At 62.9% G+C, this 17,442-nt stretch carries 14 protein-coding genes; 10 read left to right on the top strand and 4 right to left on the bottom strand.

Annotation, left to right across the window (positions count from 1 at the left end; all coding sequences use genetic code 11):
- Positions 1–268 precede the first annotated feature (268 nt).
- Genes F4U95_RS23540 through F4U95_RS23550 form a run of 3 tightly spaced genes read right to left on the bottom strand, consistent with a single transcriptional unit; the run spans position 269 to position 2,572 of the window.
- The gene (locus F4U95_RS23540; protein ID WP_246171698.1) at positions 269–991 is read right to left on the bottom strand and encodes an SDR family oxidoreductase; all 723 of its coding nucleotides are present in this window, start codon (positions 989–991) and stop codon (positions 269–271) included.
- Positions 988–1,956 (bottom strand): quinone oxidoreductase family protein, encoded by a 969-nt coding sequence (locus F4U95_RS23545; protein WP_004207066.1) that lies wholly within the window; start codon positions 1,954–1,956, stop codon positions 988–990. Before F4U95_RS23545 ends, F4U95_RS23540 begins: the two co-directional genes overlap by 4 nt.
- Positions 1,957–2,005: 49 nt before the next feature.
- Positions 2,006–2,572, bottom strand: a complete 567-nt coding sequence (locus F4U95_RS23550; RefSeq protein WP_004207065.1) for a TetR/AcrR family transcriptional regulator — start codon at positions 2,570–2,572, stop codon at positions 2,006–2,008.
- A 531-nt stretch (positions 2,573–3,103) separates the two neighbouring features.
- Between F4U95_RS23550 and F4U95_RS23555 the strand changes: the two genes are divergently transcribed.
- From F4U95_RS23555 to F4U95_RS23600, 10 genes are all read left to right on the top strand, one after another.
- Positions 3,104–3,778: a TetR/AcrR family transcriptional regulator gene (locus tag F4U95_RS23555; protein WP_017503672.1), complete on the top strand. Its 675-nt coding sequence runs from the start codon at positions 3,104–3,106 to the stop codon at positions 3,776–3,778.
- A gap of 119 nt (positions 3,779–3,897) precedes the next feature.
- On the top strand, positions 3,898–5,649 hold the full coding sequence (locus tag F4U95_RS23560; RefSeq protein ID WP_120252846.1) for a PHA/PHB synthase family protein: 1,752 nt from the start codon (positions 3,898–3,900) through the stop codon (positions 5,647–5,649).
- A 3-nt stretch (positions 5,650–5,652) separates the two neighbouring features.
- Complete coding sequence (locus F4U95_RS23565) at positions 5,653–7,077, top strand: bifunctional enoyl-CoA hydratase/phosphate acetyltransferase (RefSeq protein ID WP_004207061.1); 1,425 nt, start codon at positions 5,653–5,655, stop codon at positions 7,075–7,077.
- A complete protein-coding gene (locus tag F4U95_RS23570; protein WP_004207060.1) occupies positions 7,074–8,267 on the top strand; it encodes an acetate/propionate family kinase in 1,194 nt (397 codons plus the stop codon). The genes F4U95_RS23565 and F4U95_RS23570 overlap by 4 nt, the downstream gene beginning before the upstream one ends.
- Entirely contained in the window at positions 8,264–9,037 is a 774-nt protein-coding gene (gene fabI, locus F4U95_RS23575) for an enoyl-ACP reductase FabI (RefSeq protein ID WP_004207059.1), read from the top strand. The genes F4U95_RS23570 and fabI overlap by 4 nt, the downstream gene beginning before the upstream one ends.
- A complete protein-coding gene (locus F4U95_RS23580) occupies positions 9,034–10,269 on the top strand; it encodes a phospholipase A (protein WP_004207058.1) in 1,236 nt (411 codons plus the stop codon). The genes fabI and F4U95_RS23580 overlap by 4 nt, the downstream gene beginning before the upstream one ends.
- Before the next feature lie 19 nt (positions 10,270–10,288).
- A complete protein-coding gene (locus F4U95_RS23585; protein WP_004207057.1) occupies positions 10,289–11,266 on the top strand; it encodes an HlyD family secretion protein in 978 nt (325 codons plus the stop codon).
- Positions 11,263–14,052 carry a ribosome-associated ATPase/putative transporter RbbA gene (gene rbbA / locus F4U95_RS23590; protein ID WP_120252845.1) on the top strand — a complete coding sequence of 930 codons (2,790 nt, stop codon included), beginning with the start codon at positions 11,263–11,265 and terminating at the stop codon, positions 14,050–14,052. Before F4U95_RS23585 ends, rbbA begins: the two co-directional genes overlap by 4 nt.
- A complete protein-coding gene (locus F4U95_RS23595) occupies positions 14,049–15,176 on the top strand; it encodes an ABC transporter permease (protein WP_017503204.1) in 1,128 nt (375 codons plus the stop codon). Before rbbA ends, F4U95_RS23595 begins: the two co-directional genes overlap by 4 nt.
- 33 nt (positions 15,177–15,209) lie before the next feature.
- Positions 15,210–16,616: an efflux transporter outer membrane subunit gene (locus F4U95_RS23600; protein ID WP_161600453.1), complete on the top strand. Its 1,407-nt coding sequence runs from the start codon at positions 15,210–15,212 to the stop codon at positions 16,614–16,616.
- Between the two features lie 341 nt (positions 16,617–16,957).
- Here the strand turns inward: F4U95_RS23600 and F4U95_RS23605 are convergent.
- Positions 16,958–17,442, bottom strand: a 485-nt coding sequence (locus F4U95_RS23605; protein ID WP_246171699.1) for an integrase core domain-containing protein, incomplete at its 5' end; no start/stop codon positions are given.

Here is a 17,442-nt window from a genome sequence, read left to right on the forward strand (position 1 = left end):
CCTGCGCCTCATAGCGCCCGAGGCCGGTCAAAAACGACCGGATTCTGGAAGGTTACCTCCCAGAATGACTGACGCCTTGGGCTAGAAAACGGCGAAAGCGAGGCCAATGGCCGGCTCTGCCAACCCTTTTTCCGCAGCCTGTTAAGGGCGATGCCTTACCCAGTCGACGTCCAATAGAATTGAGAGAATGCGCAGAACGTCAATCATGAGAAGGGCGCCCGGCAATTCTCGTCGTCATCGACCGAACTGCAGTATTTCGTGGCGATCGCTAGAGCACATACCCGCCATCGATCGTCAGACTGGCACCCGTCATGTAACCAGCCGCCGGGCTAATCAGATAGGAAACGAGCGACGCGACCTCCTCCGCTTTGCCGACCCGCCCAAGTGGAATGAGGTCGCGCAGGCGCGGAACCATCGCAGCCGTCAGATCGGTTTCGATCGGTCCCGGCTGGATGTTGTTGACCGTGATACGCCGGGGCGCGAGGTCGAGAGCGACGCCCTTGACCATGGTCGCGACGGCGGCCTTGGTCATGGCGTAGACGCTGCTGCCCTGCGAGCCAGTTCGAATAGCGGTGTTGCTGCCGATCGTGATCACGCGCCCGCCATCGCGCATCCGCGCGGTCGAAGCCTGGATGGCGAGGAAGACGCCGCGCACGTTGACGTCGAGCATCAGGTCGAGATCCTCGAGCGTGAACGCCTCGATTGTCGCGCGGCGAAGGACGCCGGCATTGACAACCACGACGTCGAGCATGCCCAACCGATCGACCGCATGCGCCACTGATGCGGTGATAGCATCGGCATCGGCGCTATCAGCCTGAATCGCGATGGCGCTGCGTCCCAGGCCGTTGATCGCTTGGACAACCTCAGCGGCGCGATCAGGTTGCGAGACATAGGTCAGCGCCAGATCGAAACCATCTCCGGCGAGCCGGTTTGCGATGGCGACGCCAATGCCACGCGATCCCCCGAACACCATGGCGACCCGAGCGCTCACGGGATCAGCACCAACTTTCCGGTGGTCCTGCGGCTCTCCATATCCGCGTGGGCCTTCGCCGCATCCGCAAGGGCATATTCGCCGCCGATCCGGACCTTGAGCCTGCCGTCCGCGACCCACTGGAAGAGCTGCGCGGCATGCTTGCGAAGCAGTTCCGGGGTATGGATATGGTCGAAGAAGACGGCGTAGCCGATCTTGATGCTCCTGGGCAGGCTCATGATATCGAGTGGCCCTGGCCCACCCAGCACCGGGCCATACCAGCAGAAGGTGCCCGACCGGCGCAGGACGTCGAGTGAACCCTGAAACGTTGTCGGTCCCGATCCATCATAGACGACATGGACGCCCTCTCCATCGGTCAGGCGCAGGGCCTCTTCGGCAAATCGCCCTTCCGTATCGACAATGACGTGGTCGGCGCCCGCCTCCCGGGCGGTGGCGACCTTTTCTTCAGATGAGACCCGACCGATCACCTGGCCGCCGCGCAACTTGATGATCTGGGTCAGGAGCAGGCCAAGACCTCCTGCCGCAGCGTGAACGAAGGCGATATCACCGGGCAGGACCGGATAGAAGTCGGTCGCGAAATGGCTGGCGGTCAGCCCCTGCATCATGATCGAGGCCGCCGTTCGATCGTCGACCGCATCGGGAACCGGCACCAGCGACGTTGCCGGGATCGCGACCCGCTCAGCATAACTGCCGGGCGCATAGACCCAGGCGACACGCTGGCCGGGCTGAACAGCCTCGACGCCTTCGCCGACTGCCAGAACTCGACCGACGCCTTCGACGCCCAGGATCTTGGGATTGGGCATGTCAGTCCAGGCAATCCCCTGACGCACGCCGATATCCATGAAGTTGACCCCGGCAACCGCGATCTCGACCAGCGCCTCGCCCGGCCCGGCGACAGGCTCCGGTCGCTCGATCTGCTCCAGCACCTCGCGGCCACCGGTCGCGGTCATCACCACTGCTCGCATGTCTTTCTCCTATCTTGAATGATCGTTCAGTAATTGGTCAAAAAAGGGGTCAGCGCAGCGCGCGCATGACCATCTCCTGCAGGGCAGCCAGGGTTGATCGGTCGGCGCCGCCACGCCCGGCGACGCGGATCCCGGCGATATTGGCGATCAGGAATTGCGCGAGAGCCTCGGGATCGAGGCTGGCTGCAACATCGCCCTCACGCTGCGCGTCGCGCATGCGCGAGGCGATGGCCATGTGCAATGTCCTGCCCAGTGCTGCATGGATATCGACAAGGTCCGGCCGCGATGCGCCGAACTCGCAGGTCGAGCCGACGCCGAGACAGGGCGTGGCTGCTGTCTCCACGACGCGCCGCAGCATGGCCCCGATCCCGTCAATGGCGCGCGCGCCGCTGCGAAGCGCCTCGAAATGCGCCGCGCATTCGCCCATGCCGTAGCGCCGCACCGCCGCGCAATAGAGCTGCCACTTGTCGCCGAAGGCCGCGTAGAGGCTCTGCCGCCCAATGCCCATGGCGTCCACGAGCATCTGCGCCGAACTGCCCTCATATCCATGCTCGCTGAACACGGTGATCGCACCGTCCAGGGCAGCATCCGTGTCGAATTCCCGAGGTCTTGCCATAGGTCATGTATAGCGATTCGGGAACGATCGTTCAAGTATGGATACTCGGTTTCCGTGCGACACCCTCAGCGGGAAGCAGCGACCGTGGCGCCTCCCGAGACGGACGAGAGTCGGCTAGTTTCGCTGGGCTTGGGTTCGCCCGGTCGCCGCGAGGATGAACGGATAGCCCGATGACCTCGGCCGCTGCGTTACCTCTTCGAGCGAGGCGAAGCTCGGGGCGTGCGGGCTTCAGCTTCCGCAGCCTCTCCACTCTGTTCCATATTCTTGAGATCGCGCTCAATGCGGAGCCGCGAGGCGCTGCAGTTCGGTTATGAACTCGTCGCCCCGGCGGCCCGGTTGTGATGGGAGCGAGCACTGCGTGGTAAAGGTGTCTGATCGACGCCAGGCGTCGCGATCACTCACCAGCGGGACTGCCGTATTTTCAGAGGCGCTTCGCCCATCCTCTGCTGATCGTTCGATTTTTCGGCCGAACAGGCATTGTGCAAGTGCAACCCATAATATATGTTCAATTAAACATATCATGGAGTCTACATGCCGACAGAGGTCGCCATTCATCCTCTCCCGTCGCCCCGAGGCCGCAGGCAGAAGGATATGGTTGGTGGCAGACAGGAATTGCTGGCGGCTGCCATCTGCGCATTTTCGCATGACGGGTTCGAGCGCGCAGATCTGAGAGGAATCGCATCGGCCGCTGGCGTCAGTCAAAACCTCATCCGCGTGCATTTCGGAAGCAAAGCTCAACTCTGGAAAGCCTGCCTGGAAGCGATAACACAGAGCACGACCGGAATAATCGCGGAAATTTCCAAGATTGCCTCAGACGATAGCCGTTCGGTTCATGACCGACTTTGCGACGCGATTACGCGCATAATCTATTTTTATTCGGACCATCCCTATGTGAGGGATTTTGTCGTTCGGCACGCAGCGGATAGGTCTGAGCGGTCGACATTGGTTACGGAACAACTGATCCATCCTGCCTATGAAAGTTGTCGGACGCTTTACGAGGCCGGAATCGCTCAGGGCATAATCAGGGCCAGTCACCCTGCGCTCTTTTTCGCGTTGCTGAGCGCCGCTGCCAATCAACCCGCCAGCTTTCCTACTGTCCTGCGATCGCTTGCTCCCGAGATCCCTGAGGACGCCGCCCGAATTCTCATCGCAGAGACCATCGTCGAGACTTTGCTCCACGGCGAGCCATGCGCTCCGCCGCGGTGAACCTCAAAGGGGAGGTACTTAACCTTTCTGCAGGCTGCCGAGCGCCTGCGCAAAGAAACACAGCAGAGGGACTCGCCTGCTCGCAGGCGTTGCCGCTCTGCCGCCGCAGGAGATTGAGCATGTCGATCGATGAACACCAAACCGACCCCCTCGACGGCCTCGCCGAGACGCTCGATCACGCAGCGGCTGCGATGGTGGCTCAGGCAACGCATGGCCTGTCTCCCGCAACGCTTGTTCAGGCATGGTCGGACTGGGCGCTCCATCTCGCCATCTCTCCGGGCAGGCAGTTGCAACTGGCTACCAAGCTGGGTCGCAAATATATGCGACTGGCTGATTATGCAGCCCGGCGCGCCGGCGATCCCGACACCCTTCCCGCAATCGAGCCGCTGCCCCAGGACCGCCGCTTCGACGACCCTGCCTGGCGGGAACAGCCCTATGATCTTCTCGTGCAGGCATTTCTGCTGACCCAGCAATGGTGGCACGCCGCCACGACGGGCATAAAGGGCGTGGACCGTCATCATGAAGACATGGTTGCGTTCGCGGCCCGCCAAATCCTCGACATCGTCGCGCCGACGAACATTATCGCGGCGAATCCCGTGCTCCAGAAGCGGATCGTCGAAACAGGCGGGCGCTGCCTCATCGACGGCATCGAGCATCTTTTCGAGGACATGAGCCGCCTTGCACGAGGGGAATCACCGGCGGGAGTTGAGGCGTTCCCGGTTGGCGAGACTGTTGCCGCGACGCCAGGAAAGGTCGTCTATCGCAACGAACTGATCGAACTGATCCAGTATGAACCGACGAGCGGGATGGTCCATCCGGAGCCGGTGCTGATCGTGCCCGCCTGGATCATGAAATATTATATTCTCGATCTTTCGCCGGACAATTCGCTGGTCCGCTGGCTGGTGGGCCAGGGTTACACGGTCTTCGCCATCTCCTGGCACAATCCGGGCAGCGCCGACCGCAACCTCGACATGGACGCCTATCGACGGCTGGGCGCGATGGCAGCGATCGATGCCATCCACGCGATCTGCGGCGACGCGCATATCCACGCGCTGGGTTATTGTCTCGGGGGCACATTGCTGTCCATCGCCGCAGCCGCAATGGCGCGCGATGGCGACGACAGGCTGGCGAGCGTCACCCTGCTCGCGGCCCAGACCGAGTTCAGCGAACCCGGAGAACTTGGCCTTTTCATCGATGAGTCCCAGCTCAATCTGCTCGAGAACATGATGTGGAGCCGGGGCTATCTCGACAGCAGCCAGATGGGCGGTGCGTTCGAGATTCTGCGTTCGAACGATCTCGTCTGGTCGCGGATCCTCACCGAATATCTGATGGGCGAGCGTGCGCCCATGAACGATCTCATGGCGTGGAACGCCGACGGCACGCGCATGCCTTATGCCATGCACAGCCAGTATCTGCGCCGTCTGTTTCTCGATGATGATCTGGCCGAAGGCAAATACAAGGTCGACGGCCGGGCTATTTCCCTGTCGGCGCTGCGCAAACCGATGTTCATCGTAGGAACCGAACGCGACCATGTCGCGCCGTGGAAGTCGGTCCACAAGATCCACATGCTCTCCCCGGCCTCCATCCGCTTCGTGCTGACAAGCGGCGGTCACAATGCCGGCATTGTATCGGAGCCGGGCCACAGGGGGCGTCGCTACAGCGTGCTCGATCGTGTGGAAGACGGCCCCGTGCTCGACGCGGAGGAATGGCTTTCGCGCGCCGAGCCGCATGAGGGAAGCTGGTGGACCGCCTGGGGCGAATGGCTGGTCGACCATTCGAGCGAGCCCGTCCCGCCTCCCCCGATGGGATCGCCCGACAAGGGATATCCCGCGCTCTATCCGGCACCTGGCCACTATGTGAAGGAGCGTTGAGCGATGGCCGGTCCAGCGATGATCGAAAACCGCACCTTCGATGAAATCGAAGTTGGCGACACCGCATCGGTCACACGAACGCTCGAGCCGGAAGACATTCAGCTTTTCGCCCTGGTGTCTGGCGACGTCAATCCGGCTCACCTCGACGCGCAATATGCCGCGACCGACATGTTCCGCCACGTCATTGCCCACGGCATGTGGGGCGGCGGCCTCATCTCCGCCGTCCTCGGAACGCAACTACCCGGTCCTGGCACCATCTATCTGGACCAGTCGTTGCGCTTCCGCCGCCCCGTCGCACCGGGCGACACGATCACCGCCTCGGTCACCGTCGTCGAGAAGCGTGCGGAGAAGAAAATCCTGATCCTCGACTGCCGCTGCGCCAACCAGCATGGCGAGGATGTCATCACTGGCCAGGCCCAGGTGATCGCGCCCGGCGAAAAGGTGCTGCGCCCGCGCGCGGAGCTGCCGGACGTTCGCCTCAACGATCATGACAAATATCGCCGGCTGATGGAGCTTGCCGGTGGTAGCGATCCGGTCCCGACGGCGATCGTGCATCCTTGCAGCGAAGCCGCCATCACTGCGGCGCTCGATGCGGCGCAAGCCGGATTGATCGCCCCGATCCTCATCGGGCCCGATGCGAAGATCAAGGCCGCAGCCACTGCGGCCTCGCGCGCGATCGACGGTTTCCGGATCGTGCCGGTGGCGCACAGTCATGCCGCAGCGGCCAAGGCGGTGGAACTGGTGCGCACGGGCGAAGCGCAGCTCGTCATGAAGGGATCACTGCACACGGATGAACTGATGGGCGCGGTAGTCTCTTCCGCTACAGGCCTTCGCACCGAACGACGGATCAGCCATGCCTATGTCATGGACGTGCCTGGCCGGCCGACACCGCTCATCATTACCGATGCCGCTATCAACATCGCCCCCTCCCTCGAGGAAAAGGCCGACATCATCCGCAACGCCATCGATCTCGCGCATGTGATCGGCATGGAGGCGCCCAAAGTCGCGATCCTCGCTGCGGTCGAAACCGTCAACCCGGCAATGCCTTCGACGCTGGATGCGGCGGCGCTCTGCAAGATGGCGGATCGCGGGCAGATCAGCGGCGGCATTCTCGATGGACCCCTCGCCTTCGACAATGCGGTCAGCGAGGCCGCGGCCAGGGAAAAGGGTATCGTTTCCGAAGTTGCGGGCCATGCGGAAATTCTGGTCGTGCCCAACCTCGAAGCCGGGAACATGCTGGCCAAGCAGCTCACATTCCTGGGCGGCGCCGACGCGGCCGGTATCGTGCTTGGCGCGCGCGTGCCGATCATCCTGACGAGCCGTGCCGACAGCCTGCGCACGCGTCTCGCGTCCTGCGCAGTGGCGGTGCTGATGGCGCGCGCCGTGACGCCGGCAGCCCCTGGATTGCCCGGGGGCAAGAGTGCATGAAGGCGGTCGTCAGCCTCAATTCCGGCTCGTCGAGCATCAAATTCTCTCTCTTCGCCATGGAGCCGGGAGGCAGCCTCCAACTCGCGGCCGGCGGAAAGATCGAGAAAATCGGGATAGTGCCAGCGCTGAAGGCCCGAAGGACGGACGGTACGATCCTGCTCGATCGCACCTGGCCGGATGGCGCAGGCCTTACCCACGCCGACTTGCTGGCCGATCTTTTTTCCTGGGCGATGCAGCATCCACTTGAAGGCTATGAGATCGCCGCCATCGGACACCGCATCGTCCATGGCGGCACAGAATTTTCCGTCCCGCGGCGCATCGATTCTGAATTGATCGACAAGCTGGAAGCACTTTGTCCGCTGGCGCCCCTGCATCAGCCCCATAACCTGGCTGCCGTCCGGGCGATCACCAAGCTTGATCCCGACCTGCCTCAGGTCGCCTGCTTCGACACCGCTTTCCATCATGACAAGCCAGCCCTCGCCTCTCGTTTCGCAATCCCCCGTGCGCTTCACGACCAGGGCATCCGTCGCTACGGTTTTCACGGCCTTTCCTATGAATATATCGCCCGGCGCCTCGCCGCGATCGACCCGGCGCTGGCCTCGGGCAAGGTCATCGCCGCACATCTGGGCAATGGCGCGAGCCTTTGCGCCATGGCGGCGGGGCAAAGCGTCGACACGACCATGGGGTTCACCGCGCTCGACGGTTTGATGATGGGCTCCCGCTCGGGCAGTCTCGACCCCGGTGTCGTGCTGCATCTCATGACGCAGATGGGCATGGGCGCCAAGACGATAGAGGATATGCTTTACAGGCAATCGGGCCTTCTGGGCGTGTCGGGCATTTCCAGCGACATGCGCACGCTTGCCGCGAGCGACGCACCCGAAGCGAAAGAAGCGATTGATCTCTTCGCCTGGCGGGTAGCCCGTGACACCGGCGCCCTTGCCGCTTCGCTGGAGGGTGTGGACGGGATCATCTTTACTGCTGGCATCGGCGAAAATGACGCGGGCATGCGCAGTCTTATTGGTCGCCGGCTCCAATGGCTGGGCCTTGAGATCGATGATCGCGCCAATGCTGCAGGTGAGACGCTGATCAGCGCCCCCGAGAGCCGGATCAAGGCCCTCGTCATCCCCACCGACGAGGAACGCATGATCGCAATTCACACGCTCAGCCTGCTGCAGGAGACCGCCCAATGACACCGCTTGTAGATCTGACCGGCAAGCGCGGCCTCGTCATCGGGATCGCAAACGAACATAGCATCGCGGCAGGATGCGCGGAGGCATTTGCCCGGTGCGGCGCCCGGCTTGCCGCCACCTATCTCAACGAAAAGGCAAAGGACTGGGTCCAGCCTGTCGTCGACCAGCTCGGCGTCGAATGGACTGCGCCGTGCGATGTACGCATCCCCGGCGAACTCGAGGCGCTTTTCGGCCAGGTGCAAGAACGCTGGGGTGGCCTCGATTTCCTGCTGCACTCGATCGCCTTCGCGCCGAAGGAGGATCTCCACGGTCGGGTGGTCGACAGCAGTGCGCAAGGCTTCTCGACGGCGATGGACGTGTCCTGCCACAGTTTCCTTCGCATGGCGAAGCTCGCCGAACCGCTGATGGCAACGGGCGGATGCCTGCTTTGCGTGACCTTCTATGGTTCGGAGCGGGTGGTCGAACACTATAACCTGATGGGTCCCGTCAAGGCGGCCCTGGAAAGCGCAACGCGCTATGTCGCCGCGGAACTGGGCGCCAAAGCCATTCGGGCACACGCTATTTCACCAGGGCCGATTGCCACCCGCGCCGCAAGCGGAATCGACCGGTTCGACGAGTTGCTCGATCGGGCTGCCGCGCAGGTTCCCGCAGGAAAATTGGTTGACGTAAGCGACGTCGGCGCGCTGGCCGCCTTCCTCGTCAGCGATGCCGCGAAGCGGATCACCGGCACGATCATTCCGGTCGATAACGGGCAGCATCTTTTCGCGTGATCGTTCGGGCTGCCCCTCTTGCCCTCGCAGCCAGCGCCGTACTGGCGTCGCAGGCGCACGCGCAAGCTGCTCTGGAGTATGTCGTCCAGCGCGCAGGCAACCGCGATCAGAGCGGACATATCCTTGTCGATGTGCGCGTTCTCAATGCCGGGGCGGCCGCGCAGGAGGTTCGCCTTCCCGACGAGGTTGCGGCCGATCTGGTCAGCAACGGCACGTATCGAAAGGTCTGGCTGCAACGAGGCGAAAAACAGGCTGCGGTTCTGACGATCCGGGCCAATGGCTTTGCGGCGGCGCGCTACCGGATCGACTTTCAGGACGTCATGGACGGCGCGGCCTTGTCCATTCCCTCCTGGTCAACGCAGCAAATCCTCCTGACGATCGGCGTCGATCCTGAGGCCGACCGCTCTGCCCCGGTCGCCCTGACTGCCGCGCCCTCGCTCACGCCTCCGACCTCTCCGCAGATATCGCCAGACTCCGTCACACCATCGCCGACAGACCGAACCCGGGGCAATGCTTTCATCCCCAATCTCTCGGTCTACGAACCGATCTATGCGGTCTATGGCCCCGGCACCAACACCGACGCACGCATCCAGATCAGTTTCAAATATCAGCTGTTCGGAAATCGAGCGCGGATGGACCGCTCTCCCTCGCTGATCGACGGCCTCTATTTCGCCTATACCCAGCGCATGTTCTGGGACGTGGCGGCGAAATCCTCGCCCTTCCGCAATATCGATTATCAACCCGAGCTCTTCTATCTCTCGCCTGCCCTGCCCGTGTCAGATAAGGCCACGATCAGCGGCCAGATCGGCCTTCGCCATGAGTCCAATGGACGCGATGGCGCAGCCTCGCGCAGCCTCAACATGCTCTATCTGGCCCCGATGGCCGGCTTCTCGCTCGGCGAGGACCGAAGGCTGACGATCGCGCCGCGGCTGTGGCTCTATCTCGGAAACCTTTCGGACAATCCTGACATTCGCCGATATCGCGGCAATAGCGGGCTTTTCATTGAGGCCAGCGAGGATGATGGGCTGCGCGTCTCGGCTTCTACCCGTCTCAACCTGGGTAGCGGCAAGGGAGCTCTGACCGCCGAGCTCTCCTACCCGTTCCGGCGTATCCTGGGCGGAGGCCCGGACTTCTATCTCTTCGGCCAGGGCTTCACCGGCTATGGCGAAAATCTGCTCGACTATAACAAGCACGTGACGCGCCTGCGGATCGGCGTGGCGCTCGTGCGATGAACGCTCAAGGAGGTATAGCGTGAAGCTGCGGGGCCCTATCGTCATTCCCATTCTGGCCGTCGTCCTCATCGCCCTGGCTTTCGGGCTGTGGTGGATGTTTGGACGCACCGACAAGCTCCCCGATACCATCGTGCGCGGCAACGGCCGTCTCGAGATGACGCGCACCGATATTGCCGCCAAATATCCTGGCCGCCTGATGTCGCTTGACGTCCATGAAGGTGATCTCGTCGGGGCGGGGCAGGTCATCGCCCGGCAGGATGATGTAGACCTCAAAACCCAACTCGCCGGAGCGCTTGCCAAGCGCGAACAGGCAGTATCCGCCCTCATGCGCGCGCAAGGGGAGCTCGCCGCGCGGGACAGTCAGGCTCAGCTCGCCCGCATCGACTGGGTCGAGACCGGCAAGCTGCGGGAGCGTGACATGGTCTCGAACGTCGAGCTGGAGCAGCGTCGCCTGGCCTTGGGTGCTGCGCAAGGTGGCGCCCAGGCGGCGGGCGGCGGTGTCGGCGAGGCACGCTCGGCCATTGCCCAGGCCGACGCCCTGATCGCGCAAACCAGAGCCGGCCTTGCCGACCTGCGGATCATCGCACCGACGCCCGGGCGCGTCGAATATCGGATCGTCGAGCCTGGAACCATGTTGCCACCGGGCGGCAAGATCGTGTCGCTGGTCAATGCCGAGGATGCCTGGCTCACCATCTTCCTGCCCGCTTCGGTCGCCGGCAAGATCAGGATCGGCGACGAGGCACGCATTCTTCCGCAGGGTTTTGGCGACGCCATTCCCGCGCGCGTCAGCTTCGTGGCGCCCGATGCGCAGTTCACGCCAAAATTCGTCGAGACGGCCAGCGAACGCGAGAACCTGTCCTACCGGGTGAAGCTGCAGATCGCGCCTGATCTCGCCCGTGGCCTGGACGGAAGGCTGAAAGCCGGCATGACGGCGGACGGGTTCGTGCGCACCGATACGCGCCAGCCCTGGCCCGACCTCACCAAGATCGACAAATGATCCCGCCCGCTCAGATCCTCCCCGAAGAGGCGATACGGATCGAAAGCCTTTCGCATCGATATGGCGGTATCATCGCCCTGAACGAGGTTTCGCTCTCCCTGCCCAAGGGGAAGACCACCGCGCTGGTCGGGCCCGATGGCGTAGGCAAGTCGACGCTGCTCGGCCTCATATCCGGCGTGAAAAAGCTGCAAACGGGACGTCTTTCGGTTCTCGGCTTCGATCTCACCGAGCGTCGCAAGCGGGAGGAGTTCCTTTCCCGCGTCGCCTATATGCCCCAGGGGCTTGGTCGCAATCTCTACCCGACGCTTTCCGTCCGCGAGAATATCGACTTCTTTGGTCGCCTCTTCGGACTGTCTGCAGTCGAGCGGGAAGCGCATATGCGGCGCTTGCTGGACGCGACGGGGCTTGCACCCTTTCCGGACCGGCCCGCCGGCAAACTTTCGGGCGGCATGAAGCAGAAGCTGGGCCTGTGTTGCTCGCTGGTGCACGATCCGGATCTGCTCATCCTCGACGAACCCACCACGGGGGTAGACCCTCTTTCACGACGGCAGTTCTGGGAACTGGTGGATGCGATGTGCGCGGAGCGGCCGGACATGACCGTGCTGGTCTCCACGGCTTACATGGAAGAGGCAGAGCGCTTTGGCCACCTCGTGGCGATGGACGATGGCAAGGTGATCGCGCAAGGGGATACGCGCGAGATCATGCGTGACGCGGGCGCGGATACGCTCGAAGCCGCCTATGTTCGCCTGCTTCCGCAAGACAAGCGGCCATCGGGCGACGCGCTGTTCGTGCCGGCCTGGCAGGACAAGGGCGAAGCGCCGGCAATCGAGGCGCATGATCTGACGCGGCGCTTTGGTGATTTCGTAGCGGTCGATCATGTGAGCTTTCGCATCGGACGCGGCGAGATATTCGGTTTTCTGGGCTCGAACGGCTGCGGCAAGACCACGACCATGAAGATGCTGACCGGCCTGCTCGATGCGACGGACGGAACGGCCAGCCTTTTCGGGCGGCCGATCGCCCCCGGAGACATGGAGACGCGCATGCGCGTGGGCTATATGTCGCAGGCCTTCTCGCTCTATGAAGAGCTTTCGGTTCGCCAGAACCTGGTCCTTCATGCGCGGCTCTATCGCGTGCCACGCCAGCAGGCAGGCGAACTGGTTTCGGCCGCGCTTGCCCAGTTCGAGCTCGAAGCCCATGCCGATGCCGTTCCCGCCGCTCTGCCGCTCGGCATACGGCAACGCCTGCAACTCGCCGCCGCCTGCCTCCATCGACCCGAGATCCTGATCCTGGACGAGCCCACGTCCGGCGTCGATCCGGCGGCGCGCGACATGTTCTGGCGCCATCTGATCCGCCTCTCGCGCGATGAAGGGGTAACGATCTTCGTCTCCACCCACTTCATGAACGAGGCGGAACGGTGCGACCGCATATCGCTGATGCATCGCGGGCGGGTTCTGACGGTCGGCGCGCCGACGGAACTCACACAGCGATATGATGCGCAGCGGCTCGAGGATGCTTTTATCGCTGTCCTCGAGAAGGATAATGACGAAGCGCCGACTGCTTCCGCCCACCTGCCGGTCGATGCTTCGGTCGCTTCGTCCACTCCTGCCGCCGGTGCGCGATCGACGGCTCCCGGCCGGCCGCGATTACCAACCGCTGCCGGCAGCTGGCCGGGCTTCGCCTGGGCCTTTGCCCGGCGCGAAGCGACCGAACTCATGCGCGATCGCATCCGGCTCGCCTTCGCGCTGATCGGCCCGATCATCCTGCTGTGCATTGCAGCCTACAGCATTTCCTTCGACGTCCAGAATATCCGCCTTGCCGTTCTCGATCATGACCGCAGTGCCGCCAGCCGTGACCTGCAACTTTATTTTGAAGGGTCACGCTATTTCCGGGTTGAGCCCGAACTTGCGAGCGACGCGGCCGCCGATCAGGCGCTGCGCGAGGCATCGACCAAGATGGTGCTGGACATACCCCCCGGCTTCGGACGCGATCTGACCGCAGGGCGGCGGCCCGCGGTCGACGTGCGGATCGACGGCGCGAGTCCTTTCCCCGCGTCGAACGCCCGCGCTTATGCCGAGGCTGTTCTCCTTCGCTACGCAATGGACCAGTTGCGGTCCGCGCAGCCCTTCGCTGTGCCTGATCTCTCGTCCACAATCGAACCGCGCTTCATCTACAATCAGGAGTTTCGCAGCATCTACGCCATGGCGCCGGGCGTCCTGATGCTCTGCATGATCCTCATTCCCGCGATGCTGACGGCCCTTGGGGTCGTGCGCGAAAAGGAAATCGGCTCGATCACCAATCTCTACGCTTCGCCGGCGAGCCTGGGCGCATTCCTGGTCGGCAAGCAGATGCCCTATGCCCTTCTTGCAATGATCAGTTTCGTGACGCTGATCCTGGTGACTGTCTTCATTTTGGGAGTACCGCTCAAGGGGTCCTTGCCGGCCCTTCTGATCGGCGGGTTCCTCTTCATTCTGTCTGTCACCGGGCTGGGGCTGATGATCTCGGCCTTTGTGCGCTCGCAGGTCGCCGCCATCTTCGCGACATCCCTCATCTGTCTTATTCCGTCGGTGAACTTCTCCGGGCTCCTTTACCCCGTTTCCACCCTGACAGGCCCGAGCCATATCATCGGGCTGACCTTCCCCTCCTCCTGGTTCCAGATCGTCAGTCTCGGCACATTCACCAAGGGTCTGGGCATGGCCAGTTTCGGCCAGGCCTATCTGGCCCTGATGGCGCTCGCATTCCTCTTCGTGGGCGGCGCACGCCTGATGCTGGGAAAGCAGGAGAAATGACGCGCTGGATTCTCAACGTTGCGCTTCTGAGCGGCAAGGAACTGCGCAGTGTCATGAAGGATGTGACGCTGATGGCGCTTATCCTCTTCGCTTTCACCGTGGCGATCCAGCTTGTTGCGAACGGGGTACGCGCAGAGGTCATGAACGCTTCGGTCGCGATCATGGACGAGGATCATTCCGAACTGTCGCGCCGGCTGCGCGATGCCATCCAGCAGCCCTATTTCAAACCACCCGAGGACATCGAGCGATCCGCGATCGGCCCTGCGATGAACAGCGGAAAATATATCTTCGTCATCGAAATCCCGCCCCGCTTCGAAGCCGATACGCTCGCGGGCCGGTCGCCTTCCGTCCAGATTCTCGTCGACGCGACCGCCATGACGCAGGCAGGTCTGGGCGCTGCCTATTTCCAGCAGATATTCGCGCAGGAAACGCTCGACTTCCTCCATGCCCGGGGCCTCCTGGAGGCGCTGCCGGTCCAGGTCGAAAGCCGGATGCATTTCAATCCCAACGCCCAGTCGGCCTGGTATACCTCGGTCATGCAGATCGTCACCAACGTGACGGTGCTCTCGATCATCCTCGTCGGCGCGGCGGTGATCCGTGAGCGTGAGCATGGCACGATCGAGCATCTGCTGGTGATGCCCGTGCGCGCCAGCGAGATCGCCTTCGCCAAGATCCTTGCCAACGGCCTCGTCATCCTGCTGGCCTCGATCGCGTCCCTCTGGTTCGTCGTTCATGGCGTTCTGGGCGTGCCGCTGACCGGATCTCTCCTGCTCTTCACTGCCGCGATGTTTCTCTACCTCTTCTCGGTCACCTCGCTCGGCATGTGGATGGCAACGCTCGCGCCATCCATGCCGCAGTTCGGGCTCTTCGCAGTGCCCGTCTACGCCATCGCTTATCTGCTCTCGGGAGCGGCAACGCCGCTCGAGAGCATGCCCTCGGCGATCCGGACGATTGCGCTATGTCTGCCGACCACCCAGTTCGTCAGCCTCTCCCAGGCGATCCTCTATCGCGGCGCGGGCGTGCGAACGATCCTGCCGGAACTCGCGATCATCTGCGGCTCGGGCGTGTTCTTCGTGGCGATGGCCGTCAGCCGCTTCCGTTCGATGCTCTCAAGGCAGGGCTAAAGGTCATGGATGACATCACCCAGGAAAATCAGAATGCATAGCCAATTGCTTCCTCCATCGCTCGCGCTGCTGCTCACCGCTTGCGCCAGCGTCCCGAACACGCCCGCGCACGCGCCACGCATCACTCCGCCCAATCGCCTGGATGCGGCGGCGGCGAACGACGCGGCAATAACCGGGACAGACCGCTGGTGGACGGCGTGGGGCGATCCCGCTCTTGATGCGCTGGTCGAGAAATCGCTCGAAGCAAACGCCGATATCCGCGCTGCAAAAGCCCATGTCGCCGCCGCGCGTGCGCTAGTCACTGTCGCGGAATCGGCGCTTTATCCTACCGTTGCCGCAAATGGCACAGCGTGGGCCAGTCAGAGCGATGCCGGGATCGATGACAAGTGGCAGGCCATGCTGCCGTCGCTGTCCGGAAACAGCGGCAGTGGATATCTGGTGGGTCTTGGAGCCACCTGGGAGGCTGACCTGTTCGGTGGACGCCATGCCGACGCCGAAATGGCGCGCGCGCTTTCCGAAAGCACCGCACGAACGGCCGATGGCGTCAGGCTCATGGTCGCCGCCGATGTCGTCGAAAATTATCAGCAGCTGCAGGGGCTGAGGCGGCGCCTCGATGTCCTCGATCGCAGCGAGGCTACGGCCAATCGCCTTGTCGATTATGCGGCCGCCCGGCAGCGGACGGGCGCCGCGACAGCGGCCGATGTCACCCGCGCCCGCAATGGACTGGAGGCGCTGCGCGCCTCCCGCCCGGCCCTCACATCCCTCGTCGATGCGCGCAAGCGGCGACTGGCCGTGCTGGCGGGCGACGTCCCCGAACAGGCGCCGGATATGGTCGCCTCCGCCACTTTTGAGACGCCAGATGCGCCCACCGGGCAACTTCCTTCCGACATTCTTGATCGCCGGCCTGATGTCGCGGCGCGATCATGGCTGGTGAACGCGCGTGCGGCGCGCCTCAAGAGCCTGAAGGCCGATCTGCTTCCGCGCTTCGCCATCCATTTTCTGGGGCAGAACGGGCATATCGAACTGGGCGGCCTGCCGGGCTATGGCGGAACCGGAGGTCTGGTCGGCCTTTCCGCATCGATGCCGCTTTTCAATGCCGGAAGGTTGCAGGCCAGTGTCAAGGCGGGCGATGCCGAACTTGAGGCTGCTCTCGCCAATTATGACCAGGCCATGCTGTCGGCGCTCGAGGAAGTTGAATCCGCTTATGGTTTTCGGGCGGGGCTGGACGAACGCCTGGCCGGGCTTATCCGTACATCCGACATGGCCCGCCGACGCGCCGACCAGCTGGCGATATTGTACGATGCCGGACGCACGCAGTTGGGCGATGTGTTGCAGGCCCGATTGGATGCGCTCTCGGACGAGGACAAGATGGAACAGACCCGCATCGCACAAGGAACGGCAACCGTTCAGCTCTATCGTGCGCTGGGGGGCGGCTGGTAAGGTTGCGCCGGGCCGCTCGGCCAGCGTCGAGGTCTGCTTTTCCGCCTTTTGAGGGCCACGCAGATCGACGAACTCAGCTGACCGATCACGACAAAATGCAGGTCGCTGAGTGACGCTGCAGGATCAACCTCATGATGTGACTGGGAAAAATGCGGCCTCGTATCAATTTTCCAGTCATCAATTAGGTGCCAGGCACAGTGGAATAAAATCTAAAGGTCAACTGTGCTATTCCTGCTTTAGAGCTATGAGAGCGCGCATGCGCCGAACAGAATAGGTGAGCCATGAAGGAGTTTCTCGAACGTGCGGCTGATCTGCCCCCACCGAGTGGCCCGATTGGTTTGTTAGTGGATTAAGCCCATCGCCGCCATATCCGGACGGAGGTGGAGCGAAGCGGAACCGGAGGCCGGATATGGCGGTGTCGCCGTTTCCGGTGCCGGCGGTCGGTAGCCCAGGCTGCTGTGAGGGCGAACGGTGTTGTAATGCCGCCGCCATGCCTCGATCAGCACCTTGGCCTCAGCGAGGCTGTAGAAGATCTCGCCGTTGAGCAGTTCGTCGCGAAGCGACCCATTGAAGCTTTCGTTATAGCCATTCTCCCATGGTGATCCCGGGGTGATATAGAGCGTCTTCACGCCGATCTGCCCCAACCATTTCTGGACGGCGGTCGCGATAAACTCGCTACCATAGCACATTGGGAAGCGGCCCCTCGAAGGGGCGCACTGCCTTGATGAAGGCAAGGGCGCGTAGCGCCCGCAGGCTTCATCAAGGCGGTCATGATCGGCCCGCAGGTCTCTAAAGTGAAGTTGTCGACTCAACCCTTTGGAGACAG

It is taken from the genome of Sphingobium limneticum, assembly GCF_008710165.1.
In the GTDB taxonomy this organism is placed as follows: domain Bacteria; phylum Pseudomonadota; class Alphaproteobacteria; order Sphingomonadales; family Sphingomonadaceae; genus Sphingobium; species Sphingobium limneticum.

What these genes read in the sequence shown, in the direction of transcription:
- F4U95_RS23600 (WP_161600453.1), top strand. Translation starts at nt 15,210, where the DNA reads ATGCATAGCCAATTGCTTCCTCCATCGCTCGCGCTGCTGCTCACCGCT.
- F4U95_RS23570 (WP_004207060.1), top strand. Translation starts at nt 7,074, where the DNA reads ATGAAGGCGGTCGTCAGCCTCAATTCCGGCTCGTCGAGCATCAAATTC.
- F4U95_RS23595 (WP_017503204.1), top strand. Translation starts at nt 14,049, where the DNA reads ATGACGCGCTGGATTCTCAACGTTGCGCTTCTGAGCGGCAAGGAACTG.
- fabI (WP_004207059.1), top strand. Translation starts at nt 8,264, where the DNA reads ATGACACCGCTTGTAGATCTGACCGGCAAGCGCGGCCTCGTCATCGGG.
- F4U95_RS23550 (WP_004207065.1), bottom strand. Translation starts at nt 2,572, where the DNA reads ATGGCAAGACCTCGGGAATTCGACACGGATGCTGCCCTGGACGGTGCG.
- F4U95_RS23560 (WP_120252846.1), top strand. Translation starts at nt 3,898, where the DNA reads ATGTCGATCGATGAACACCAAACCGACCCCCTCGACGGCCTCGCCGAG.
- rbbA (WP_120252845.1), top strand. Translation starts at nt 11,263, where the DNA reads ATGATCCCGCCCGCTCAGATCCTCCCCGAAGAGGCGATACGGATCGAA.
- F4U95_RS23565 (WP_004207061.1), top strand. Translation starts at nt 5,653, where the DNA reads ATGGCCGGTCCAGCGATGATCGAAAACCGCACCTTCGATGAAATCGAA.
- F4U95_RS23555 (WP_017503672.1), top strand. Translation starts at nt 3,104, where the DNA reads ATGCCGACAGAGGTCGCCATTCATCCTCTCCCGTCGCCCCGAGGCCGC.
- F4U95_RS23545 (WP_004207066.1), bottom strand. Translation starts at nt 1,956, where the DNA reads ATGCGAGCAGTGGTGATGACCGCGACCGGTGGCCGCGAGGTGCTGGAG.